Below are 24,152 nucleotides of genomic sequence, written 5' to 3'. Positions count from 1 at the left end.
TATTTTTTGAGCAAAGAAAGGAATTTCACTTTGGAAAAGCAGCCTGATACCACACAAATCGAATCGGTACGCAGCTTTATTATGTTTATCGGTGGGAAGATCAAAAACTGCTCACAGCATTTCGAGATCAGCTGCGATCTGAGCCATCATGAGTTCAGTGTGCTTTTCATCCTTATGCAAAACGGCCCGCAAATTGTCAAGGAGATTGCCCGAAACATGCAAAACGTCAGTCTCAGCACCCTCACTCGTCTGCTGGACGGCTTGGAGCAGAAGCAGTATATTGAGCGGAAGCTTGATCCGGGTGACCGTCGAAGCTATGTCATCTCCATGACGGACAAAGCCGCAAGCCTGATGCAAGGATTTCCCGATCTGCTGAACGTGCTGGTGCAGCAAATGCTGGAATCTCTCACACCTGCGGAAAGGCTTATTTTGCTGGAGCTGTTCCGGAAAATTCATTCCAGCATGGAACAAATTCAGGAGTAGCACGAATTTATTACCGTAATGAAAATATTATTAAAGCTGGAATGATTCTGAACCCGTTACAAAAGGAGAGGTTTATGATTGCCGACATGAAAAATGAGGCGGAGATGAAGCAGGATACCACTAAGCCGATCATAGAGGTGGAAGGCCTCGTCAAGCGATACGGCGATTTCACCGCCGTGAACGGTATTCATTTTCAAGTGATGCAGGGAGAGGTTTTCGGACTTCTAGGACCGAACGGTGCCGGAAAAACGACGACGATGGAAATGATCGAAGGCTTGCGCAAGCCGGATGCGGGCATCGCCAAGGTTGCGGGCTACGATACCCATACCTCTCTGACCAAAGTCAAGGAAGTAATCGGCGTTCAGCTGCAGTCGACCTCGTTATTCGAGCTGCTGACCGTGAAGGAAATCATGCGAATGTACGCAAGCTTTTACAAAACATCGCTGCCAATCGAGCCTTTGATCGAACAAATGATTTTGACGGACAAAGCGAACGGCCGGGTCAAAAATTTGTCCGGCGGCCAGAAGCAGCGGCTGGCCATCGCCCTGGCGCTGCTGAACGACCCGCTCGTCGTATTCCTTGATGAACCGACGACAGGCCTTGATCCGCAGGCGCGCCGAACGTTGTGGGACATCATCCTGCGCATGAAAGAGCAAGGCAAAACGATCGTGCTTTCCACTCATTACATGGACGAAGCGCATGCGCTGTGCGACCGCATTTGCCTGATGGACAAAGGCGGAATTGTGGCGCTTGACACGCCGCGCAATCTGGTTCACAGCCTGCAATCTGACAGCGCGATCGAATTCAGGCTGTCCGGCCAAACGGAGGACGGCAGTTTGCTGGATCGGCTCGGCGAGCTGAATGAAGTGAAGCAGGCCGATCGGCGGGAAGATGTCATTACGCTGTATACCGATAACCTGCAGGCGTCACTGCTCGACTTTATCCAATTTGCCGACCGTTCCGGACTCGTGTTCAGTGAACTGCAAACGCGAACGGCCACGCTCGAAGATGTTTTCCTACATATGACGGGAAGGAGCCTCAGGGAAGCATGAACGCCTACATACAGCTTACATTGGCACAACTCCGCGTCTTTTCGCGAAACCGCAGCGTCATCTTTTTCACCATCCTCTTCCCTATTCTGCTCATGGTCTCTTTGGGCTCTTTTCTGGGGGGCGGGAACGTGATTTCGCTGAATGCGGCGCTTGTGGATGAAGATCGTTCGCCGGCATCCCAGCAATATGCCGACGCGCTTCGTTCTCTGAACATCGTGACGTTTGACCTGCTTAACGATCAGGCCCAAGCGCTGGACCAGCTCAAAAAAGGCGACCGCCAGCTCGTCATTGTCATCCCGAAAAACTATGGCAGCGCAGTGGATGCGCTAAAAATCAATCCGGCAGGAACCGCAGCTTCTGCAGCGAATGCCAAGATCACCGTTTACTATGATGAAACCAATATGACAATTTCCCAAGTGGGCCTGACCGTTGTCGATCAAGTAGCGGACTCGATCAGCAAACAGCTCGTTCAATACAAGCAGCTGATCACCGTCGATGCGAAGGGCATTCAAGCGATCAAGCTTAAATATATCGACTTCCTCGTACCCGGCATGGTCGCGATGATGATCATGTCGACAAATTTAAACGGCGTGGCCGGACAAATCGCAGCCTGGCGGGAGCGCGGTATTCTGAGAAGAATGCAAAGCACGACCCTTAAGGCCTCGACATTCATTTCGGCCCAAATTACGGCGAGGCTCATGCTAAACGGCATTCAGGCGCTGCTCGTGCTGCTTATCGGTTATTTGTTTTTCGGCACGCAGGTGAACGGGTCATGGCTTCTGCTGATTATGTTCGTCATCTTGGGCACGCTGACGTTTATGTCGATCGGCTTTATTATCGCAGGTCTCGCCAAGACGCCGGAAAGTGCCGGACCGATCGCCGGATTCATCTCTTTCCCGCTCATGTTTCTTGGCGGCGTATTTTTCCCGATCAAAAACATGCCGGAGCTGATCCAGCCGATCGTTAAACTGCTGCCGATCACCCATCTTTCTACCGCTCTCCGGCAAATTATGAACGTCGGTTCAGATCTATCCACGTTATGGCCGGAAGCGGCCCTGCTCGGCGGATGGATGATCGTCGCTTTTATTATCGCCAGCTTTTCGTTTAAATGGGAGTAAAAGAAACCTAAAGACCAAAGGGGAATCCGAATATGACTCAACCTTCACAAAATTACGCCAATCATAAGCAAATTGTGCCCATTTATCATTATGTGCTCCTCCCGCTCAGTCTTATTACCGCCATCCTCTCGATCGTCTATGCGGTCTTGGGTTTTGCCGAGCATGGCGCTCTTGCGAGCATCCTGCTGCTGCTCCTTGGGATCGTTGTATTGATCGGATCCGCCACAGGCCGCATGTACGCGGTCAAGGTACAGGATCGGCTTATACGAGCCGAGGAAGATCTTCGCCACTTCAAGCTGACCGGACGTTGGATCGATCCCCGGCTTACGATGAAGCAGCTGATTGCTCTGCGCTTCGCAAGTGACGCTGAGTTCCCTTCCCTTTGTGAAAAAGCGATCGAGGAGAATATGGCCCCGGATATGATCAAAAAAGCGGTCAAAAACTGGAGAGCCGACCATTACCGGGTCTAGGCCGCTTAGGCTTAGGGCATACCAGACGAAACACCGGCTTAACATAAGCGAAATTCCTGTATAAAGGGATTTCGCTTTTTTACTATGCGAGTCATCTTCACTCATCCTGGTGACCAGCAATTTAATTATCGCTCAACATTCTAAACACCTTTGAAGGCTAACGAGAATAAGTTAATCCTAGGCATCTATCCCATATGCGCTTATGCCCCTGCACTTCCAATGTGAAATTTGCAGGCCGCATGACAGGAGCGCAAAAGGAGTGTTCAGGTTGATTGAAAACGCATCCCACTATTTTGCTCGCGGCAATACCGCGCGCGGTGCTCATTTTTTGTATGAATCGGCTTTCCAAGGACTGGATAAGCTTCTCGTCCTAACGGGTCCCTCTGGTACAGGCAAATCCACGACTCTTCGTAATTTGGCGGAAAGTCTGCTGGACAGAGGTCAGCACGTGCAATGCTTCCATTCCCCGCTTCGGCCAGATGAGCTGGACGGCATTATTGCAACCGATTTAAAGGTTGGTGTGATTGATAGGCAAGCGAGTGATGGGATCTTAAAGGGTGTCTCAGATGAAACTCTTACATTCGATTTCGGGGCGGCGCTTGATAACAGAAGTATGTCCACGGAGACTCTTGCAACCATCGATGAGCTCAAAGAAAAGCTGATCGATGCTTATTCCAATGCCTATGAAACCTTTGCAGCTGCTTTACGGATTCATGACGAATGGGAAAAATTTTATATCGAGAGCATGGACTTCATTAAGGCAGACCAAATCACGCAGGAATTGATTCACGAATTGTACGCCGGTTATGAAACCGGGACATCGGCCGTTGGACGTCACTTGTTTTTCGGGGCAGCGACTCCGAAGGGTGCGTTTGATTTTATACAAAGCTTGACAGCTCAGTTGAACAGGCGGATTTTTATCAAAGGAAGACCGGGCTCCGGAAAATCCACGCTGCTGAAAAAGCTTGCGGCTGCCGCCGAAGAGAATGGCATCGATGTTCAAGTGTATCATTGCGGTTTGGATCCCAACAGCCTCGATATGCTGATTTTCCCGCAGCTCAGCACAGCTATTTTCGATAGCACCGCTCCTCACGAATACTTCCCTGATCGGGAAGGCGATGAGGTCCTGGATATGTATGAACGCGCCATGACCCCAGGGACAGATGAAACCTATGCTGCTGAAATAGCGGCAATTAAAGAACGGTATACGGCAAAAATGAAGGAAGCCACCTCTTATTTGGCGGCGGCTGAAGCCATCGATTCACAGATAAAGTCCTTCTATACGGCGGCAACGAATTTTTCAGTTGTTGAGGAACTGCGGGCTCAATTGCAGTCAGCATTAATGAAGCACAGCCTGTAGCGGCTAATGGAATATTTAAAGGCAGCCAATAATGCGCTGCCTTTTCGTCATGATTCGTCGCTGGTGTACTCGAGAATATCACCCGGCTGACAATCCAAAGTCTTACATATCGCTTCTAATGTTGAAAGCCGAACCGCTTTGGCTTTTCCATTTTTCAGAATGGAAAGATTCGCCATAGTAATTCCAACCTTCTCCGAAAGCTCTGTTACGCTCATTTTTCGTTTTGCTAACATCACATCAATATGAATAATAATTGCCATAGGCTCCACCTCAGACCGTTAAATCATTTTCTGATTTTAATTGAATCGCTTCTTGTAAAAGTCTTTGGAGAACAGCAGCAAAAACGGCGATCACCATAGAGGCGAAAATAATGACCGATCCCATTGGCATGAAGCTTGGAGGGTCAATTTTCTTCCCCATCAGATAATAGAGCGGCATACCCAGCAGGTACAAGGTACCGATTGTGAGAGCACAGTATTTTATATTATTTAAAGCCTTTACGGATAATTCCGAGAACGCTTGGTTCTTATCAATATAGCTTAAAAGTTTAAAGGCTTGATACAGAGCAAAGTAAAAAGGTATCGCTGCCGCATACATATCGATCAAAACGAGAGTTTTCATATAAGCTATATCCGGATACAATTCCCCGGCAAAATTCCCGATCTTAGGCACCAAAAATATGCACAATGCAAGAACTGGAATTCCAATAAGAATATCAGCCGCCTTCAAAAAGAGTGTTGTTCCCCGTTTCATAAAGAGCACCTCGCTAATTTATTTATAAAATGAATTTAACATATAATTTATTGTTTTACAATAAATTAGTATCGTTTTTTATTACATTATTGTTGTTAATACAATAACCTTTTTATTATAAGTGAAAAAATAAAAAGCATTTCTTATCACTAAGAAATGCTCTTACTTTATTTTAAAATGGCTTAACGACCATAAGCACCAATACGGCAATCATCAGCAGCTGTGCTGCCGTCTCGATCGGAACGATCTTTTTATCATCAGTCCAAGCTCGGCGGGTATTTCATTACCCTGTCCCTGGTCTTGACTTTCAGATATGAGCTTTAGGATCTTTCTCATACGCGGCTCGATCCGTCCGTCGATGATGACGACTATGAGCAGCGCTAAAAGGATGGATACATTCAGCCACATTTGGGATAACCCCATCTTGGTTATGATCATAAGCCAAACTCCGGTAACAATCAGCACGGTTCCGCCGATTTTAAACATGATGGCAAGCTTGGCCGTTAAACCTAAAGCAAAGTGCAGCTGGCCGACGGTTCTAGCAGATCTTCGAATGATGGGCGTCACAAAAGTGGAGCCAATGATGGCGATTGAAGCCAATATATGCAAAACGAGCAGGCATCCAAACAAATCAATGTTCCCCCTTCTCCTCAGCGCACCATAATATTGCTTTGATAGGCTAGACCGACCCTTTTTCTTTTAAACGCTCCTCCGAGCTCCATATGGTCCAGCATACATTTTACGACATCGTCATAAGCAACATTCAGCTCTTGAAATCGGCTGAACAAGTGACCGGCTATATCTGCCTCGGAATATTCCTTGATCGCCTCCGGAATCGGAATGGGCAAGGTTTCCGTTGTTACATGCAGATGTACCGGGTCTGGATGCCCTCCTGAATCAATCATGGTTCCGGGACACATAATGGACCAATCGAGCCCCGTCTGCTGCAGCCTTGCGAAATTCCGGTTGTGATTTTTATACTCAGGCGGGAAGCCGGGTAAATTGTTGCCGATCAGATTAGTATGTGGAATATCCAGCAGGCCGGCTCCCCCCATGATCCATACCCGCCCGGAAAAACTATCTTGGCGTTCACATTGGCTTATAATATTATCGACGATACGAACAAACTCTTCCCCCTGGCCTGCATGGCCGGCTGCAACAACAGCGGCGTCTTGATGCACGAGCGCCGCACCGACGCTGACCGGGTCCATCATATCGCCCACGATCACCTTCACCTGCTTTGCGGAATGTTCACCCAGTTGTTCATAAAGCTTCTCAGCATTTCGCACAAATACGGTCATTTCGTGCCCCATGCTTATCCCTTGTCCCAGCACTCTTTTCCCTGTATTCCCCGTCGCTCCAAAAACAATCATTTTCATTGTTCTTTCCTCCTCTTAAGTGGCCCATATTTGGTTAACTCAAGCTTAGCATCGCTTCAAAATTATGTTAAGAACCCACTTTAAAGTAGGGTACTTACTTAAAAGTAAGCTTGACCGAAAAAGGCGCCCATAATTATATGCCGAGGCTCGGCTGGAAGGAACGGGCAATCAGGAGTGCAACTCAAAACAAAAGCTGCCCGGAATCCCAGGGCAGCTTTTGTTTTGAATTGATTGAATTAGTGTACAAGTTCATTGAACCAGCTTTATGACGCTGACTCTTCATGCTTCCGCTTATTATGATTCTCTCCCCAAGCACACATCACTTCTGCTACAGGAATCAAGGTTCTGCCGTATTCACTTAGAGAGTATTCCACTTTTGGGGGGATCGCAGGGTAGACTGTTCTATCGACTATGCCTTCTCGTTCCAAATCCCGGAGATGTTGTGCAAGCATTTTTTGTGAAACATCAGGTATAAGCTTTTCCAGATCGTTGAACCGTTTTTTGGATTCAATCAAATGCCATAAAATCATTGGCTTCCATTTGCCGCCTAAAACATAAATGAGTGTCTCGATTGGACATTCAAGCTGATGAATCATGGATAAATCATCCCCTTACTTTCAGGTAAGTGCATTACCTAAAATTGACATAACAAAATTTTACGATAGCTATACAATCAAGTCAATCACGGAACGCACACTTATTTTTTTGAGCTGACCCAAAGTGCATCAACCATTGAGGAGGATAACTGTCACCATCTCAATATAGAGTCCTTTCATTCCTTGTCGTATCTTACTTTTTTCAGCATAGCTCCAATGGTATAATGAACCATGCCTTAATCTTATGGAGATGATGATCAATGGAAGAATGCTTTGAGGATTGCCTCGGCCTGAAACGAATCTATGAGCCTCCACATCCTGCCGATGGGAAAAGAATCCTTGTGGACCGTTTGTGGCCACGCGGAGTAAGTAAGGAATCGGCCGCAATTGATCATTGGTTCAAAGATATTGCGCCAAATCCCGAGCTTCGCCAATGGTTCGGCCACAAGCCGGAAAGATTCATAGAATTTAGGAAACGTTACGTTCAGGAATTAACGGAAGACCCGATCCATATGATTCATGTAGATCAAATTCGCGGCTGGGCAAGTAAGGGACAAGTGACGCTGCTATATGCAGCCAAAGACTCTGTTCATAATCACGCAGTCGTCTTACAGGATTATGTTAGAAGCATAGAATCTCTCTAATCACCGGTCCATACCGCATAAAGGAACGTACTTCCAAGCAAAGCAATTACGCCAAGGTTATTGCTGGAAGACCGATCTTCACCGTCTCATTTTCAATAATAACAGGATAGGCTTGAACTTCACCTGTATCCGGCTCCAGCACTTTGCCATCCTCTAAGCCATAATACCCAGAAATCCCGTTATAACAAGATAGGCAGCAGCGCAAGCCGTACTGATCGTAATGGCATTCCATTGCGCGGCAAGGCGCATGGTTTGCCCGATATTCCAAGCGAGCAGGCAGATGCCGATCCAGGTTAGCGCTGCTCCGGCGGCAATATAGCCTACCTCCATTTGCCGAAAGCCATACAGCAGAATGGCAGAACCGGCAAGAAAGCATGCATAATGTACATAATCAAGTACGCGGCTGCACAGCTTACGTTGAAGCACGACATCCATCAATTGATAAACGGCTCCCATGGCAATCATCGTTCCCCAGTCGAGCACCGTCAAGTCAATACGGAACCATCCGTCCGGATTGCGGGGCGGCTCTGCGATCCACGATCCGAGAGTAACCAACGACAGCACATGAAATCCCACAAAGCTGACGATTCCTGTGGCTATGAATAACAATGGGAGCCTGAACATCGGCATCATCCCCCTCTGCATGACATATAGAGCGCTAGATAGCTCGTTTAAAAAGAATGTTATTTTCCAGATGGATATGCTGGAACATATCTGCTTCCAATTCCTGCAGCTTCGCATACGCAGCTGAAACGTCGTGCATGCATCCTCGGGCAGCTTATAATCGATCGTAATCTCTCTGATTTGCCTGAGCAAGTCGCCGGATCCTTCATGCTCCCGCTCCAATTCATTCAGAAACTCGAGCAGCGGCTTTCGCTTGGCTTCAGAAGGCTCCTGCTCATAGGCAAGCACGGCAGGAAAATCTTCCGCTTCCTCTTTTTCCATACGCTGCTCCATATCGGCGCGAAGCGTTTCGAAAAGCTGAGATACCTGAGCCAGTATGACCTCAAGTAGCGATTTACTGCCCCCGCAGCAAAAATCAATCCGAAAACTGCTTAAACACCTCTGCGGTACTCGGATAGCTTACAACAATCTCGTCAACGTGATCCAGGAGTTGATTGCTCGTTTCCATTGTATACCTCCACATTTATGTTCTTTTCATTACTCAATATACCTCAGTGAATCCGTTGGGATTGTGATCTCTCTCACATTTATTCTAAGACTAACTGCCTGATTTCAATTTAATACCTCCAACCGGCTATCCGACGCTTCGGCATCGCCGAGCATAACGTCCATCAGAAAGACATCCACCGGTAGGGTGTCGAAGGCGGACATGCACGTTTCCATACTGTCTGCGCATGCCACGATCTCAAATCCGGCTGCATTGGCGAAATAAGTCTGCAAACCGCTGAGGAAACAAATTAAACAGCCTTAGTCCTGTGGTATACCGAACTAAGGCTGCCTAGTGCTCGTATTTCATAACTGCTGTCTGCTGGACCAAGTGAACTTCAGTCTGGACAGCCTATCATGGCGGATCTCCTCAACTATTGCCAAAATTTCAAATAAACGAAGCATCGCGGGGGCTTAAGCTATCCGGCGTATTAATGCGGGCCCCTGCAGGCAGAGGAACATCCCCCCGCAGCAAAGGGTCCGTTGTTTCTTCCATCCACTTCTCCAATTTGCTTCTCAAGTCCATGGCAATATTGTGGTGACTTTCTTGATGAATCAGGTTTATCCGCTCAACCGGATCGAGTGCGAGATCGAACAGCATTTCTTCGCTATATTCTTCGCTCTGCAAGCCGCGGTCGACCAAATAGCTCTTGGCGCTGCCGTCATCGATATTGGCCAACACCGGACTTAACCGCGGTCCATATTTTTTGATCAGCTTATAGCGCTCCGTCCGTATGCAGCGCATCGGTTCGTAGGCCGCGTGGTACGACACCTCGGAGAATACTTCGGAGCGGACGGTATTCGCTTTGTTCTGCAGGAGAGGCAGCAAGGAAACTCCTTGCAGATGCTCCGGCTGTTGCATCCCGATTAAGTCATAAATGGTCGGCAATACGTCCAGATGGGAAACAAGACTGTCGATTGCCGTTCCGCTCCGCACAAACGAAGGATGCTTCATCATGAGGGAAACGCCGATACCGGTATCGTATAAGTTGCATTTCATTCTTGGAAAAGCAAGGCCGTGATCCGTCGTATAGACGATCAATGTGTTCTCTTCGTGGCCGGACTCGCGAAGAGCCTGGAGTACGATTCCGGCGCAGCGGTCCGATAGTTCGGGCCAGCATAATATATGCCGCCATATCGTTCCGGTTTTCCGGAGTATCTGCCAGCGGAAACGGAGGAATCACATAATCCGGATTTACTGTGCCATCCAGCTCAGGGAAATCCCGATGTGTGCTGAACATGCCGAACGCGAGGAAAAAAGGTTCTCCCTTGCGAGCCGATTTGATGTATTCGGCGGCCAGCTCCGCATTGCGGAGGTCGTCTTCACCCGTTTTGGCTGAATCCGCCAAGATGCGTTTGTAGCCGATACTCGACGAGCGGCTGGCTTCATGCTGAATACCGCAAAGCACGGTTTCGTATCCAATCGAATTCAAAAATTGCACCGCATGTTGACTGTAATCGTTTAACGCAAAGCCGCGGTGCGCCAGTCCCATCATGCCGTTCGTGTGAGGAGCCATTCCCGTAAGCAAGGCCGCCCGGCTCGGCGAGCAGGTCGGTTCGGCGCAATAGGCATGACGAAACATAACGCTCTCCTGTGCAAAGGCCATCAAGTTCGGCGTCGGTACGGCATATCCATAAGGCTCGATGTATCGTCCCGTATCGTGAGAATGCATGTAGACAATGTTCATTAAGGCATCTCCACTTCTTTCTTGTAAAATTCGGAGGGGCGGATTCCGGTGATTCCCCGAAACACTTCGCTGAAGTAGGTCGGGTTCTGATAGCCGACCATTTGTCCGACCTCATACACCATATAATGACCCGTTTTGAGCAGCTCCTTCGCTTTATGCACACGATATTTGTTTAAGTAGCTGACAAAGTTTTCTCCGGTTACTTTCTTAAACAGCTGGCTTAAGTAAGTCCGGCTGATGAATAACTGCTTGGCGATATCGGAGAATAAGATTTCGCGGGTGTAATGCTGCTCCACATATGCCTTCACCTGTTCGACCAAATGATGCTGCCTGCCGCTGCTCCACTCCTTCATTTCCAGCTCCACCCATTCCTTGACAACGAGATCCATTCGGGAAAGGAGGGGAGCCAGCTCAAGTGCGTGCTCGATTTCAAGCAGAACGGTACGGCATTTGGCGGCAGCCGTCTTTTCCGACATCAGGAACGCATGCAGAATGCTTTCACATACATGCCGGGGCATTTGCAAGGACGAGGAGGAGTATCCCTCCAAATGGTTCCGGATCTTACTCCACGTGTCCAATACCTGCTGATAATCCTTACGGTGCATCGCTCCATAGAGATGACCGAGATATTCCAGCGGAGGCAGTTCGGCGTCCGGTCCGTTCGCGCTCTTATCCGCGATATCCTCGGCCCTGTACAATCGGTTAAATTCGCCGTATTCTCCAAGCTCCAATGCTTTCTGACTTTCCAGATAGGAGTCGATCAATTGATGATATGCGAATTTAGTCAGGCCCATACCCGCCAATACGGAAAGCTTTAGATACAAAACGATGCTTTTGATGATATGGGCCATGATCCGCTCCACTTCCGCTTGCGGAAACGATTCCGTCTCTCCCAGGAAAACGATAACGAACATATTTTCGTTATAGTCCAAAGTAATGGCTTTTAAAATACTCGCAGAACCTATGCTTTCCTTCAAAATCTCTTCAATAACATTGGCTGAGCCGTATTTGATAAGCTGCCAGTCTCTCTCCTTGAATCGGGACATCAGATAAACCGGCCGAATCGTTTGCAGGCTGACCACAGCAATACTGCCGTACTTGTCCAGCTCCAGCATGGCAACCTGCTCATCGATAATTTCGCCGGGACGATAACGCGTCGAAATCAAATGACTCAGCCATTGCTTCTGCATCACGGGAAGCATTTCTTTCCATTCCTGTTCGTATAGCTCCAGGAAGCTTTCCTGCCTTTCCCGCACCCTTATATCCTCGATCAACTGCCGCAGCAGCTCCTCGATTTCTTCTATGACACATGGCTTTAGCAAGAAGTGATTGGCCCCCATATTCATGGCCTGGCGGGCGTTCTCGAATTCCTCGTAGCCGCTCAGAATGATAATCGGGCAATGCACATTTTGGGAGCGGAGCGTGCGAATAACGGAGAGTCCGTCCATATAAGGCATATAAATGTCGATCACCATGATATCGGCCGGCTTGTCCGCAAACAGCTGCAGCGCCTGCTCCCCGCTGCTGGCACAACGAATATCGCTCACGCCAAGCCCGGCCCAGTCGATATAATTTCTTAAGCCCTGCAAAGTGCTTGGATCATCATCTGCCAATAGAACGTCAATCATCGCGTTTCCCCTCCAGGCACTGATTCCGCTCGTCTTCGTTTTGTATGACCGGCAGAGTAATGTCGACAACGACGCCTCCTTCGGCGGCATTGCTTACGGTTAATCCGTAGGGATAACCGCAATATAACTGAATACGCTCCTTGACGTTATCGATTCCGATGCCCCGATCCTGCTTATGCGCGCTCGGTTCCAGTCCGATCCCATTATCCTGTATTCGAATATGAAGGGCGTGTCGCTGCGAATCTTCAAATACAATGACCTGGATCATCAGCTTTTTATCGGAAGAAACCGTTTTGCGGTAAGCGTGGATAAAGCAATTCTCTATAAAAGGCTGTAAAATAATTTTGGGAACAAAGCAATTTTTAAGATGCAGCGGTACCTCTTCGCGATACGCAAAATCCATTTCGATTCGGGCCTTTTGAATTTCAATATAGCAATTTACATGCTCCAGCTCGTTCCGGAGCGTGATAAAAGGCCGGCCTTTACTCAAGCCGATTTGAAACATGCGTCCGAGCCGCTGCACCATCTTGCTGATGTCCCTCGCTCCATGATCCATGGCTTGCCAGTGAATAAAGTCCAGCGTATTATACAGAAAATGCGGCTTGATCTGATCCTGCAGCACTTGTACCTCGGCTCTGCGCTTGGCCCTGTGTTCAGCATCCAGGGAACGGATGAGGTCCTGGAGCCGCAAAACCATATGATTGAAGCTGGATGACAATTGGGTGAATTCGTCAATCGAATAATTCCTCATCCGCACATCGAATTGGCCTTCCTGTACTTTGCGCATGCCTTGAATGATGCTGCGAACCGGCCCGATGATACCTCTGGCTACAAAATAAGCCAGCGGTATGGACAGAAGCAGGCTGGCCAAGCCAATGAGAGCAATATCCCTACCGAGGTGCGGCATTTTTTGGCGCAACACATCCGTAGGAATGTACTGAATGAGACGCCATTGAATTTTTCCGGGCCGGGAATACAGCCAGAGTGCCGACTCCGACTGCTGTGCAGCTCTTTCATACCCGGATGACCAAAAATGGTCCGGATTTCTCAGCCAATCGGCCGTATCCAGCTGAAGCGAAATGCCGTCTAACTTGCCCATAGCCCCATCTTCAGTATAGATGGAGGCCATCACCTGCCCTCCCGAATCTACAATGAGAAGCGAGCCCTGCAGCTCCGCGCGTACATCCGGATCGATCAATTCCTTGAATTTCGAGACCGAAATGTTAAATTTGACGTATCCTATGGCTTCGCTTCGCACATTCAGGATCGGATGAACATAGCTCAAATAACCGGTATTGGCTTCGCTTAGTTCCTTTACAGGTAACCATATGCCGTCCGCATTCACTATTTTCTGAGCCCAAGGCTCACTTGTCAGCTTCTCCAGCGGTTGAATCACGGAGTCCGGCGGCAGCGGCAGGTTCTGATTGTAATGGGACGTATAGATTTCGATAGACTGAATATTTCTTTTAAACTGCAGCAATTGAGTCACTAAGCTCCCGATATACCTGCTTTGTACAATTCCATCGTAAGGCGTCTCGGGATAGCGGGACAAATATTGAATTAATTGCTCGTTGGATACAAATAGCAAAGCTTCGTCTTGAATGTCGCTTATAAATCCGGACACATTGCCTACGTTGGCATTTAATTGCGTCACTCTGGCTTTACTGATTTCCTCAAACGTGACATCCTCGAAAATTCGAACGGACAGATAGCTGACCGGCGCCAAAAATAGGGTATAAAATCCTATCAAGCATAATGTCAAAGTAGTCGTTAACTTTATCCCCTTCATTCCGAGCCGAGCCCCTCTCCTGTTGAGAGGGAAGCTGCCGCATCGGCTTCAAGAGACTGAATTTATCCCTTAATGCCTGTCGTAGCAATCCCTTCAACAAAATGACGTTGAAAGCTGAAGTAGAGTAAGATTTTGGGCAATAAGGCAAGAACGGACATGGCAAACAATGCCCCCCACATCGATTCCCCCGCAGAATCAAGAAACAATCTCAAGCCCAGCGGCACAGTGAAGGATTCCGCTTTATTCAAATAGAGCAGCTGGCTGAAAAAGTCATCCCACGACCAGATAAAGGAAAATATGGCTGTGCTGATTAATGCAGGCGTTGCAAGCGGAATCACAATCTTCCAATAGATCTGCCCCCATCCGCAGCCATCTACGGTAGCGCTCTCATCCAATTCTTTAGGCAGTCCTCTCATAAATTGTACCATAAGGAAGACAAAAAATGCTTCCGTAGCCAGCCATTTAGGGACCGTTAAAGGTAAAATCGTACCGACCCAGTCCAAATGATGAAACATGACGTACTGCGGAATCAATTTTACATGCTCAGGCAGCATGATCGTCAGCATCATCAGTGAAAACCAGAACGCTTTAAGCGGGAAGTTTAACTTTGCAAATGCATAAGCCGCCATCGAACACGATATAAGACTGCCCAGCACACATATGGCCGAGATGATAAACGAATTGACAAAAAAAGTCCCGAATTGGATGTTGCGGATGGCAAACCATCCCTGGGAGTAATTGTCCATCGTCCATTCGGCGGGCCAAACGGATTGGTCCGTGAAAATCAAATAGTCCGGTTTAAATGAGCTGCCCAGCATCCAGAAAATGGGATACAGCATGATCAGCCCCAGCAGGATGATAAAGATATGCTTGATTGCGTTTTGGTAAGCCGATGTCATGGTTTCACCCCTTGCCGTCTTCGTAGTGCACCCATCGCGACGAAGTTTTGAACAACACAATGGTCAACACGGATATAATCACGAGAAGCACCCAGGCCATCGCGGACGCGTAGCCCATCTCGTAATTGGAAAACCCTTTTATATACAGATACAGCGTATAAAATAACGTAGAGTTGATCTGGCTCCCCCTGTCCCCCGCTGATGATGTACGCTGGCGTGAAGGACTGAAACAGATGGATAAATTGCATCACCAGATTGAAGAAAATGACCGGGGTCAGTAAAGGAAAGGTGATGCCGACAAACTGCCGGAATTTCCCCGCCCCGTCTATCGACGAAGCCTCGTAGTAATCTGCGGGGATTTGCTTGAGTCCTGCGAGAAAAATAACCATAGAGGAGCCGAACTCCCATACCGTTAAAGCAATCAGCGGATACAACGCATATTGAGGGTTCGCAATCCAAGGCTTGCCCTCGATGCCCACGATGGAAAGAATCCGGTTGACGGCTCCCTCCTGATCGAACAATTTGGTCCACAGCATCGCAATCGATACGCTGGCCCCAAGTAAAGAAGGAATATAATAGATCGTCCGATACAGTCCGAGTCCCCTCATTCCTTTGTTCAGCAGCATCGCTACGAGCAGGGCGAAGCCCAGCTTAAGCGGTACCGACAACAGCACATAGGTAAACGTTACCTTTAACGAAGCGATGTAACGGTCGTCGTTTGTAAACATCTGATTATAATTTTGCAAGCCAACCCATTTGCCGGGCGTCATTAAATTATAGTCAGTAAACGATAAGTGCAGCGAGCTGATCATCGGCCACAGGGAAAGCGTAAAAAAGCCGATTAACCAAGGTGTCAAAAACAAGTAAGCGATGAGAGCTTGTCTCTTATAGGCATGTTTTATTTTCATGATTAGCCCCTGCTACTTTTTATATTTGGATAACAGTTTTTGGATATCATCCCACAGTTGGTCCACGGCCTGAGGAACCGTTGCCTGCTCGAAGGAAATTTTCTCGCTCGTTGTCTTCAGCAGCGTACCGAATTCATTAAAGCCCGGCATAAGCTCGGTAAACGATCCTGTCCCCACTTTGCTGATCTTATCGCTATAGTCGTACATCGCCAAATCGACCGGCCCTGCGTCTTTTTTGAGCAATTCTCTGATTTTGGACGATTCCGGAATGCCGCGTTCATTCCCTAATATTTGTCCGGCCTCGGGATCATTGATATAGAAATCGATAAACTGAACCGTTTCCTTGGGATGCTTGGTTTTGGAATAGGCTGTAATAAATTGAGCCGGCCGCAGGAACTGCCCGTTTCCTTTGTCACCGGAAGGAACCGTCAACAAAATCAGGCCGTCTTTTGTATTCTTCTGATAAGCCGTAAGCAGGTTGCTTGCGTCCATTTGAATGGCCACCTTACCGGTGATGAGCAATGACTTATCCGGTGTGGAAGGATTGGAGGCCAGCACTTCCGGAGGGGTGACGGCGCCCTTTTTCCTCAAGTCCTCCCAAAGATTGAACCACGCTGTTAAATCGTCCTTCGTAAATTGAATCTGTCCATCCTTGTACATGATTTTCCCTCTTTGCTTGAGGAAAACATCAAAGTAGTTGGAATTGCCCGCATCGTAAAAAGCCCCATAGTAACCTTTTCCGAGCTTGCTGGCAATTTCGCCTGTCAGCTTGGCAAAGTCGTCCCAGGTCCAGTTTTCTTTCGGCAAGGCGATTCCCGCTTTTTTTAACATCTCCGTGTTGAGCATCAGTGACCAAGCGTTGTTGCCCATGCTTATTCCGTACAGTTTTCCGTTATAGGAACCGCTGCTTAAAATTCCCTTGTCAAAATCGGCCGTATTGAGCTCCTTGCTATTCACGTTCGGAGTTAAATCCAGTATGGCATTTCGGGTAACGTATTCCCCTAAGAAGCTGCCGCCGATCTGCATGATATCAGGAGCGTTGCCCGCAGCAATCTGCGCAGCCAGCTTGTCATTGTAGCCATCGTTGCCTGAATATTCGCCAGTGATTTTGATATTCGGATATTTTTTTTCGAACAGCTCGATCACTTTCAAGGTGCGATTGTGACGCTCCTGCGACCCCCACCAGGAAAATCTTAATTCTACTTGCTGTGAACTGCTTTGCTCTTGTCCGCCGGTGTTACTAGAATGTGCGAAAGAGCACCCGGCAGCCAGCACAAGTGCTGCACTTATCATGCCGAGCCCGATTTTTTTTACTTTCATGCCTACACCTCCATTGGTCTTACCCTCATCTTACTTGAGACGACCTTAATAATACATTAAGAAATGTATGGTCAAGTATCACAAAAGTATGGTCTCTATCTTTATTTGAAAGAGACTATATGAACTGCGCAGGAACGGCCGCTAAGAAGAACCGGTGAACGGGGAATCAGCCTCCCAATCGGCTTCAATCTGATCATGGCTCACAGACTGTACGGCTTCGCGCGTAAAAAAACCATTAGCTCGAACCTATGAGCTAATGGTTTTTGCTTCATTTCAATCGTTTTCCGTTCCATGCTATAATGCCATCTTGCCTATCTGCTTTTCACCAGCAATTCGATAGCTTGCTGTACGATTTTGCTCGTATCTCTTCCCGCTTCCTTCTCTTCCATAATACATTGCTCCAGATTAACCGCAACGATGTAGGCGATAGCTTTATCCGCAGCACTTCTCACGGCAGATAGTTGGGCTACAACATCTTTGCAGGGCTGCTCTTCCTCCATCATCTTCAGCACTCCGCGAATTTGTCCCTCTACCCGCTTTAATCTTTTTTTCATGTCCTCATTATATTGCATGTTACGGCCACCCTCTTATACCAGTATAGGTATATTATTACCGAACGGCATTCTAAAAACAATGCTATGCCGGTCTTGTTAAATGAATAAATTGACTTTGGCGTCAGCAGCGTCACCCAAATAGGCTGCGACGCCTGCATATTCGATGCCGTCCAAAAGCTCTTCCTTCTGCAAGCCAAGAAGGTCCATCGTCATGGTGCAAGCCACCAATTTAACTCCTTGCTCCCGTGCTAATTCGATGAGCTGCGGAAGTGAAAGCGCATTGTGCTTTTTCATAACGTGTTTAATCATTTGGGGACCAATGCCGCCGAAGTTCATCCTGGACAGACCGAGCTTATTCGCCCCTCGGGGCATCATTTTGGCAAACATTCTCTCCAGCCAGCCTTTCTTCACAAATACGGACTCATCCTTACGCAGCGCATTCAGGCCCCAGAACGTGAAGAAAATGGTCACCTCATGATCGTAAGCAGCGGCTCCATTGGCAATAATAAATGCAGCGATTGCTTTATCCAATTCCCCGCTAAATAAAACAATCGTCGATTTTTCTTTATTCACTTACTTATCCATCCTTTCACGTTTACATATACATGTATGGGTATAAAATCTTCACAAAAAAATTTGTATTAATCCTGCTCTTGTTCGTGCGTCCACTCTGACATGCCGGGAATTACATTTAAGATTTGGGAAAACCCCTTTTCAGCCAAGACCTGGCACGCCATATCGCTTCGGCTTCCGCTGCGGCACACGACACAGTATTCCTTATTGGGATCGAGCGACGATACGTGCTGTTCAAGCTGGCCCAAAGGGATCGAGATCGCACCCGGAATGCGCCCAAACGCATATTCGGCAGGTTCCCGAACATCGATGATATTGAGCTTGGCTCCGGATGAAATTCGGGAATGAAGCTCTTCATTCGTTGTAGTATGCGGATGATTCTTCTCTGCTTTCGTATCGGCCGCTTCAGCTTTGCGAATAAAATGGCGATAGACGCCATTGTCTTCTTTTAAGCCCACATATTGATGCCCGGTGCGGCCAGCCCAGCTTTTTAGATCCGCGACGGACCCTTATCTGTCGTACGGACTTCCAATACTTCGCCGGCTTTTATTTCCTCGACAGCTTTCTTGGTTCGAACAACGGGCAGCGGACAAGCTAGCCCTTCACATTCCAAAGTGCGATCTACCTGTATTGTTGTCATGATAACCCTCCATTTTTTTGTATGCTTGATTTATGCGTCATGAACCGCGCAGCGATTCGGACCCGTTTCCATTTCCCATTGTTCCTGTTCAGACGGAATGATCTTCCCCATGTTGGTTTGTCGGATTTCTTGATAAGCATTAGGCTGCGGCGGCAAATTCTCGGTAACCGTGCTTCGAAATGCGGCAGCATCTTGAATGTTCAATCCCGGATTTTCCTTGTACAGATCACCAAGACGAGCTGATACCCTGCCCCTCTCCCCCAGTTCCGTAAACTTGCCAAAATGGGCGGGAAGTACGATAAGGTTTTCGGACAGCTGCTTATATCGCTCATACAGCGTTGTTCTCAGATCTGATACCCAGTCCGCCGCTTGACCGGCCAAATCAGGACGCCCGATCGATTTCACGAATAAAATATCGCCGGACAGCAAATACTGATCATCTACAATTAAGGATGTACTTCCAATCGTATGCCCCGGCGAATAGACAGGTTGGATCTTAATTCGTGTATTACCTACTTCGATGGATTTGCCGTCTTCGAGTTTCTCGTAGGCGAACCGTACTTCGTCAGCATCTTTTGGCGGAAGCCAGTATGTCCCGCCGGTTCGCGCCGCTAATTGACGTCCTCCTGAAATGTGATCGGCGTGAAGATGGGTATCGATTGTATGTTTAATTATCACATGGTTCTTGCGGGCATAATCCGCAAATACATCTGTCATACGAACTGCGTCAATCACAGCGGCTTCTCCGTTAGAGATGACCATATAGGACAGGCAGCCTTTGCCGATACGGACGAATTGGATGATTTCACCGCCGTCCTTCAAATCGCCTATCTTCACGGGCTCCAAATGTTCGCTCCACGAATGCATGCCGCCTATCAAATAAGAAATTTGCCGCTTCCCTGCTTCAAGCAGCTGCTCGGCTACAAATTTCGAAGAGCCTTCTTTGGCGCATACGACCAGCACTTCTTGATGATCCGGAATCAGATCCAGAACGGTGTCAACTCCGTCAATCAAATCGAAGTACGGCTGGTTGATGATCTTTACCTGATTGCCTTCGATTTTCCAATCGTTAAAGTCACTTTCATTACGTACATCCAAGATGAAGATCGGTTCGTTATTCAACATTTTTTTAGTGAGCTGCCCCGCTGTCATTCCTTGAAGCTGAGCTTGATTTATCATGCTGGGTTCCCCTTAGAATAAAAACGATCCATATTTTAACTGGCTGCAACAATATTTTTTTATTAAGCATTAATGCCGCCCAAATACCCCATGGGGTATAAATTTTCACAAAAAAATTTTTCTTCGATTTTTTATAATCCCCATGCAAAATTTAGCTTGTTATTACAAATTATATTGTAAAGGCCTCCTCCTCTCATATACTTATACCGGTTGGGGTATATGAACACTATAAACACTTTATTTCTGTTCGTCAAGCCTCTTTCATTCATCGCCATAAATGATTCTTGGAGTTTACGCTTGAACAGATCCCATTCGTTTCGTCACCTTGTAAAAAAGCCACACCAGGTTATGAACTGCACCCATTTGTTAGACACAACTAACAAGTAGGGTGCAGTTCAGTAAATGGAGTGGTTTTCGTTTAAATCCAACTCTTAATGCAAGTATGCTGCGCTTCGGTTGACCCAACTGAGTTCCAAATCCTTTCTTACAGCAGTTGTGAAAATTCGTCAGTGTTGGTGAGTTAAATTCCTTATAAGTAGGTTATTATATTTAGCTGCATGTTTTTGCTCGTCAAGAATTATTCCGTACACCGTATCTTTATAAATCCCATGCGGCAGACCAAACCATATTCTCCGATATTTCTCAACCGCTGATAATTCACCTTGGAAAGCCTTTTGCAACCCCGGTATATAAGATTTTACTTGTTCAGGTTCTTCATTACTGACACCCGTCACTTCGTAACCGGTAAGGTCTCTGTACATCTGCCGGAACATCTGGTTATGTCCCCGTTCATCATTTCGAATGGCAGCAATGACGGCTGCCTGTTCGGGATTAGGTGCACGTTGAATTAGCTGATCATAAAAAAGTTCATCGTTCCGTTCTCCTTGAACCGATTCTCTTATTAATTCAAGTGCTTGTTGCGGAGTGGTAGACCAAATTGGAGTAAAGGCCGACCTATTCCAGTAAGGATTTATTAAATACAAAGGAAAACCTCCATTCTTACTTACCTATTCTGATATACCATCCTATGCATATGCCCATTGAGGCGTCACACTCAGGTGATATAGGTATTCGGTGTACAGCTTGTCCGTTAATGAAGATTGGTTTATAAGAAAGCATGAATTAAAAATAGAACGGCAAAGGCTAACCCTGAACGCAAATGCCATTTACGATCCAGTCTCTGATAGCGAAATAATCCCGATATCGGAACAGGAAGAAGTACCAGCAAGGCAAGCAATCCGCTTATATTATTAAAATCGAATTTAAAGCCATACATAAAGACAGCAACTGCATGAAGAACAATAAATGCAATAGCAATGACCGCCATTGGAGTGTGCCATCTGCGAGCAAACCGCAGCAACAGGGCAAGCCCTTTTTGGATATGAACTATACCTTCCCCTATCCGTTGTCTCATAACAAAGAGAAGCACGTAATAAGCCAGTACAAAAAATAAGGCGATTCTGGCATACGAGCCAAAATCTTTAAATACATGTTCGAACTGTCTGCTGTGCAGTGCTTCTGATGATAGCTGTAATAATCCTTTAAGCTGCCAAAGCATAAGCAGAACCGCTATAACGAATGCTACGCTTATTCCTAGACGCTCCTTTTTGGGTATCCATTCCTGTTTTATCCTGTCCGCTTTCTTTTGCTGTGTATTCACCTTATCTTTTCCTCCGTTATAAGAATAGTTCCCCAGACCTCTCGGCTTGTTTGCGATAGTTTCTCCTAGCTGCTTAAACCGGATGTTTTTGAAGCTGCTGTTACGCGTTTTACCATGTATTGATACAGATTTCCAACAAGCAATCCGATAAATAAATACATCAAACCGCCAAAAATCCCATAAACAACGGCTCCCATTACAGCGCTTAAGATACCGAAAATGAATTGCTCTTTATCCTTCGCAGGTGTTGTTGGCGGGTCTGTAAGCATAAAGAATGCAAAGAACAGCGTAGCATTAATAAAAGGTGACCTCAGGGCATCACTAGCATCACCAATATGGAAAAATCCCATAATCAAAAGAAGCAAAAAATAAGTTGCCAGAAATGAAAAGACCATGGGGAATTTATTCACACGGCTCGTTATCATATATCCACCGATCAGCAAGAATACGTTTGTCCATGAAGGGAGATCCCCAAATGACCCCCACCAGCTTTGTCCGGTTCTAAATAAAAGGATCGATAGCAGTAAGCCGAACGCAGCTGGATTAAAAATCGGCTTTTTCTTGTAAACAAACACATATTTAGATGCAATAGTGAGAAAAGCCGTGGCTGCTACTGCATACCACGAAGTACTTGTGCTCAAAATCAGAGAAATAATTAAACCGGATATCATCGCACTGTCAGGAAAAGTCCTTTTCTTTCCAGACAAAGAAGTACCTATGAAATCGGCAGTGACGGAAACACCAACCGCAAGGATGCTTTTTAGGATTCCTTTGAGATCCTGCGAAAGAGCAGCAGCTGTTAGCAGAAAAGTCATCATGGAGATCATGACATATCCCTTCGGTGTTCGGAGCCATTGGGTTATGGACATTTAGATTAGATCCCCCCCTACTCGATAAACTTTCAAATCCCGATCTATCAAAATTCCCATGAGATTCACGTTGCTTAGTAAAGCTTCTCCCCGATCTATTGGCAACAAAAATGCGGCTGTGGAGAACGCATCCGCCATGAAGGCGTATCGGGAAATAACGCTACAGCTGGTCCACTCATTAGAGGAACACTTGGTGTTAGGGTTTATGAGATGATGAACGTCAGCCCGTAACGGGCTTTTACGTTCATAGCTTCCAGAGGTACAAACAGCCTCATTCGAAAGTTCAATCGTTTGTATCACCTGATCCTTATGCATCGGATGTTGAATCCCGATCTTCCATTTCCTCCCCTGCCCATCTAATCCACCGGCAAAAAGGTCTCCGCCAGCATTCACGATAAACCCTTCGAAATCCTTCAATTCATGCGCAGCCAGATCAATGGCAAATCCTTTTGCCACAGCTCCTAGATCAATAACTAGCGGCTTGTTTATAAATAATGTGCGGCGCTCATCGTCTAAGATGATATCTTGGTAAGAAGCTGACTCCGATACAGGACTGTGGAAGGTTTCCCCGGTTAAATAATGTTGATTGAATCCGTGATCCTCCATTACTTTTCCTATGGTTGGATCCAGCATACCATCGGTCACCTCAGCTACCTCTAAAGCAAATCTTAATGGCTCAAATAAAAATGGACTTATCTTTACAGCAGTTTGGATCTGCCGCGTAGCCTGCATGACCTCGCTATCCTGGCTAAAACGGCTGCAAGCCTGTTCAACCTTGCGAAACACCTCAAAAGCTCGATCAATAGCAGCAGCGGCCTTATTTCTCGGATGGTTAGTAACGACGACTTGTATGTCTACAACCGTATCCATGAATAACTTCGTTTTTCTCATCATCACGATATCCACCGCCGCTAGCTGTTTAACGCTTGTGCCAGTGCATTCTGCACGGCATCTTTAAATGCTTGTGTACTGTAGGTTGCCCCCGACACGTTCTTTACTTGTGCACTCTGGAGCCGTATAACCTCTTGCGGTAAATCGACGACATCCTTTTCAGAATAATGCATACCAAAGTCACTGATTTCCACATCAGTGATTTTGTCGTTTTTTAAGGTCACGGCAACCTGAATCAAGCCTCTGCGATTTGATCCTGTTCCATAAAATGTCCCGTTTTTATAGTTGCTTTTGATTTGAGAGCTGCCGGTCTCCAAGCTACCGTGATTGTATGAGACCGGGTTCTGCAAAGCCGCTTGCGTTTCGGTCGAGAAATACCCCGTGGCGTAAATCGCTCCAATAGCTGTTGAACACAATATGACCCATTTCTTATCCATTTTTGCCATGTAAAATCCTCCTATATCAGACATGAACCCTATCCTGATTATAGGAGGCGATTATTTAAATTTTCTTAAAAAGCACGAGTCTA

25 protein-coding genes and 3 pseudogenes are annotated in these 24,152 nt (G+C 46.9%); 6 read left to right on the top strand and 22 right to left on the bottom strand.

Going from position 1 to position 24,152, the window contains the following annotated elements; all coding sequences use genetic code 11:
- Window positions 1-30 precede the first annotated feature (30 nt).
- The 5 genes from ACHHV8_RS14530 (at window position 31) to ACHHV8_RS14510 (ending at window position 4,483) form a co-directional block, all read left to right on the top strand.
- Entirely contained in the window at window positions 31-483 is a 453-nt protein-coding gene (locus ACHHV8_RS14530; protein WP_395159036.1) for a MarR family winged helix-turn-helix transcriptional regulator, read from the top strand.
- Window positions 484-557: 74 nt separating this feature from the next.
- Window positions 558-1,535, top strand: a complete 978-nt coding sequence (locus ACHHV8_RS14525; protein ID WP_395159034.1) for an ABC transporter ATP-binding protein — start codon at window positions 558-560, stop codon at window positions 1,533-1,535.
- A complete protein-coding gene (locus ACHHV8_RS14520; RefSeq protein ID WP_395159032.1) occupies window positions 1,532-2,653 on the top strand; it encodes an ABC transporter permease in 1,122 nt (373 codons plus the stop codon). The genes ACHHV8_RS14525 and ACHHV8_RS14520 overlap by 4 nt, the downstream gene beginning before the upstream one ends.
- A 32-nt stretch (window positions 2,654-2,685) precedes the next feature.
- Window positions 2,686-3,123, top strand: a complete 438-nt coding sequence (locus tag ACHHV8_RS14515; RefSeq protein WP_395159030.1) for a DUF6526 family protein — start codon at window positions 2,686-2,688, stop codon at window positions 3,121-3,123.
- A 268-nt stretch (window positions 3,124-3,391) separates the two neighbouring features.
- Window positions 3,392-4,483, top strand: coding sequence for a PRK06851 family protein (locus ACHHV8_RS14510; RefSeq protein ID WP_395159028.1), 1,092 nt, complete (start codon window positions 3,392-3,394; stop codon window positions 4,481-4,483).
- A gap of 47 nt (window positions 4,484-4,530) precedes the next feature.
- Here the strand turns inward: ACHHV8_RS14510 and ACHHV8_RS14505 are convergent, their stop codons facing one another.
- The 5 genes from ACHHV8_RS14505 to ACHHV8_RS14485 form a co-directional block, all read right to left on the bottom strand.
- Window positions 4,531-4,743, bottom strand: coding sequence for a helix-turn-helix domain-containing protein (locus ACHHV8_RS14505; RefSeq protein WP_395159026.1), 213 nt, complete (start codon window positions 4,741-4,743; stop codon window positions 4,531-4,533).
- Window positions 4,744-4,753: 10 nt separating this feature from the next.
- Window positions 4,754-5,236: a DUF2975 domain-containing protein gene (locus tag ACHHV8_RS14500; protein WP_395159024.1), complete on the bottom strand. Its 483-nt coding sequence runs from the start codon at window positions 5,234-5,236 to the stop codon at window positions 4,754-4,756.
- 213 nt (window positions 5,237-5,449) lie between these two features.
- Window positions 5,450-5,866: a DUF2269 family protein gene (locus tag ACHHV8_RS14495; RefSeq protein ID WP_395159022.1), complete on the bottom strand. Its 417-nt coding sequence runs from the start codon at window positions 5,864-5,866 to the stop codon at window positions 5,450-5,452.
- 20 nt (window positions 5,867-5,886) lie between these two features.
- Window positions 5,887-6,615, bottom strand: a complete 729-nt coding sequence (locus ACHHV8_RS14490) for an NAD(P)-dependent oxidoreductase (RefSeq protein ID WP_395159020.1) — start codon at window positions 6,613-6,615, stop codon at window positions 5,887-5,889.
- 263 nt (window positions 6,616-6,878) lie between these two features.
- Window positions 6,879-7,211 carry a winged helix-turn-helix transcriptional regulator gene (locus ACHHV8_RS14485; protein ID WP_395159018.1) on the bottom strand — a complete coding sequence of 111 codons (333 nt, stop codon included), beginning with the start codon at window positions 7,209-7,211 and terminating at the stop codon, window positions 6,879-6,881.
- 260 nt (window positions 7,212-7,471) lie between these two features.
- Between ACHHV8_RS14485 and ACHHV8_RS14480 the strand changes: the two genes are divergently transcribed.
- A complete protein-coding gene (locus ACHHV8_RS14480) occupies window positions 7,472-7,855 on the top strand; it encodes a DUF488 domain-containing protein (protein ID WP_395159016.1) in 384 nt (127 codons plus the stop codon).
- Window positions 7,856-8,008: 153 nt separating this feature from the next.
- Here the strand turns inward: ACHHV8_RS14480 and ACHHV8_RS14475 are convergent, their stop codons facing one another.
- The 17 genes and pseudogenes from ACHHV8_RS14475 to ACHHV8_RS14395 all read right to left on the bottom strand — a co-directional run bounded on the left by ACHHV8_RS14475 (window position 8,009) and on the right by ACHHV8_RS14395 (window position 24,069).
- Entirely contained in the window at window positions 8,009-8,800 is a 792-nt protein-coding gene (locus tag ACHHV8_RS14475; protein WP_395159014.1) for a hypothetical protein, read from the bottom strand.
- A gap of 613 nt (window positions 8,801-9,413) precedes the next feature.
- Window positions 9,414-10,067, bottom strand: coding sequence for a sulfatase/phosphatase domain-containing protein (locus tag ACHHV8_RS14470; RefSeq protein WP_395159012.1), 654 nt, complete (start codon window positions 10,065-10,067; stop codon window positions 9,414-9,416).
- A gap of 193 nt (window positions 10,068-10,260) precedes the next feature.
- A pseudogene (locus tag ACHHV8_RS14465) lies at window positions 10,261-10,698 on the bottom strand (sulfatase-like hydrolase/transferase); the annotation flags it as partial.
- 14 nt (window positions 10,699-10,712) lie between these two features.
- Window positions 10,713-12,341, bottom strand: a complete 1,629-nt coding sequence (locus ACHHV8_RS14460; RefSeq protein WP_395159010.1) for a response regulator — start codon at window positions 12,339-12,341, stop codon at window positions 10,713-10,715.
- Complete coding sequence (locus ACHHV8_RS14455) at window positions 12,334-14,130, bottom strand: cache domain-containing sensor histidine kinase (protein WP_395159008.1); 1,797 nt, start codon at window positions 14,128-14,130, stop codon at window positions 12,334-12,336. The genes ACHHV8_RS14460 and ACHHV8_RS14455 overlap by 8 nt, the downstream gene beginning before the upstream one ends.
- A gap of 62 nt (window positions 14,131-14,192) precedes the next feature.
- On the bottom strand, window positions 14,193-15,029 hold the full coding sequence (locus tag ACHHV8_RS14450; protein WP_395159006.1) for a carbohydrate ABC transporter permease: 837 nt from the start codon (window positions 15,027-15,029) through the stop codon (window positions 14,193-14,195).
- 4 nt (window positions 15,030-15,033) lie between these two features.
- Window positions 15,034-15,937 (bottom strand): annotated as a pseudogene (locus tag ACHHV8_RS14445) (carbohydrate ABC transporter permease).
- Window positions 15,938-15,949: 12 nt separating this feature from the next.
- On the bottom strand, window positions 15,950-17,257 hold the full coding sequence (locus ACHHV8_RS14440) for an ABC transporter substrate-binding protein (RefSeq protein ID WP_395159003.1): 1,308 nt from the start codon (window positions 17,255-17,257) through the stop codon (window positions 15,950-15,952).
- A gap of 311 nt (window positions 17,258-17,568) precedes the next feature.
- On the bottom strand, window positions 17,569-17,829 hold the full coding sequence (locus ACHHV8_RS14435) for a metal-sensitive transcriptional regulator (RefSeq protein WP_395159001.1): 261 nt from the start codon (window positions 17,827-17,829) through the stop codon (window positions 17,569-17,571).
- Between the two features lie 78 nt (window positions 17,830-17,907).
- Complete coding sequence (locus ACHHV8_RS14430; RefSeq protein WP_395158999.1) at window positions 17,908-18,384, bottom strand: DsrE/DsrF/DrsH-like family protein; 477 nt, start codon at window positions 18,382-18,384, stop codon at window positions 17,908-17,910.
- Between the two features lie 68 nt (window positions 18,385-18,452).
- A pseudogene (locus tag ACHHV8_RS14425) lies at window positions 18,453-19,024 on the bottom strand (sulfurtransferase TusA family protein).
- Between the two features lie 30 nt (window positions 19,025-19,054).
- Complete coding sequence (locus ACHHV8_RS14420) at window positions 19,055-20,203, bottom strand: MBL fold metallo-hydrolase (RefSeq protein ID WP_395158997.1); 1,149 nt, start codon at window positions 20,201-20,203, stop codon at window positions 19,055-19,057.
- Between the two features lie 506 nt (window positions 20,204-20,709).
- Window positions 20,710-21,186, bottom strand: a complete 477-nt coding sequence (locus ACHHV8_RS14415) for a ferritin family protein (protein WP_395158995.1) — start codon at window positions 21,184-21,186, stop codon at window positions 20,710-20,712.
- 122 nt (window positions 21,187-21,308) lie between these two features.
- Entirely contained in the window at window positions 21,309-21,863 is a 555-nt protein-coding gene (locus ACHHV8_RS14410) for a hypothetical protein (protein WP_395158993.1), read from the bottom strand.
- Between the two features lie 65 nt (window positions 21,864-21,928).
- Entirely contained in the window at window positions 21,929-22,690 is a 762-nt protein-coding gene (locus ACHHV8_RS14405) for an RnfABCDGE type electron transport complex subunit D (protein ID WP_395158991.1), read from the bottom strand.
- Window positions 22,691-22,732: 42 nt separating this feature from the next.
- A complete protein-coding gene (locus ACHHV8_RS14400; protein ID WP_395158989.1) occupies window positions 22,733-23,626 on the bottom strand; it encodes an FAD:protein FMN transferase in 894 nt (297 codons plus the stop codon).
- 17 nt (window positions 23,627-23,643) lie between these two features.
- A complete protein-coding gene (locus ACHHV8_RS14395; protein WP_395158987.1) occupies window positions 23,644-24,069 on the bottom strand; it encodes an FMN-binding protein in 426 nt (141 codons plus the stop codon).
- Window positions 24,070-24,152: the final 83 nt, after the last annotated feature.

This window comes from Paenibacillus sp. TAB_01 (assembly GCF_043945595.1).
GTDB lineage: Bacteria > Bacillota > Bacilli > Paenibacillales > NBRC-103111 > Paenibacillus_S.
This window is presented reverse-complemented; position numbering and strand designations above follow the sequence as displayed.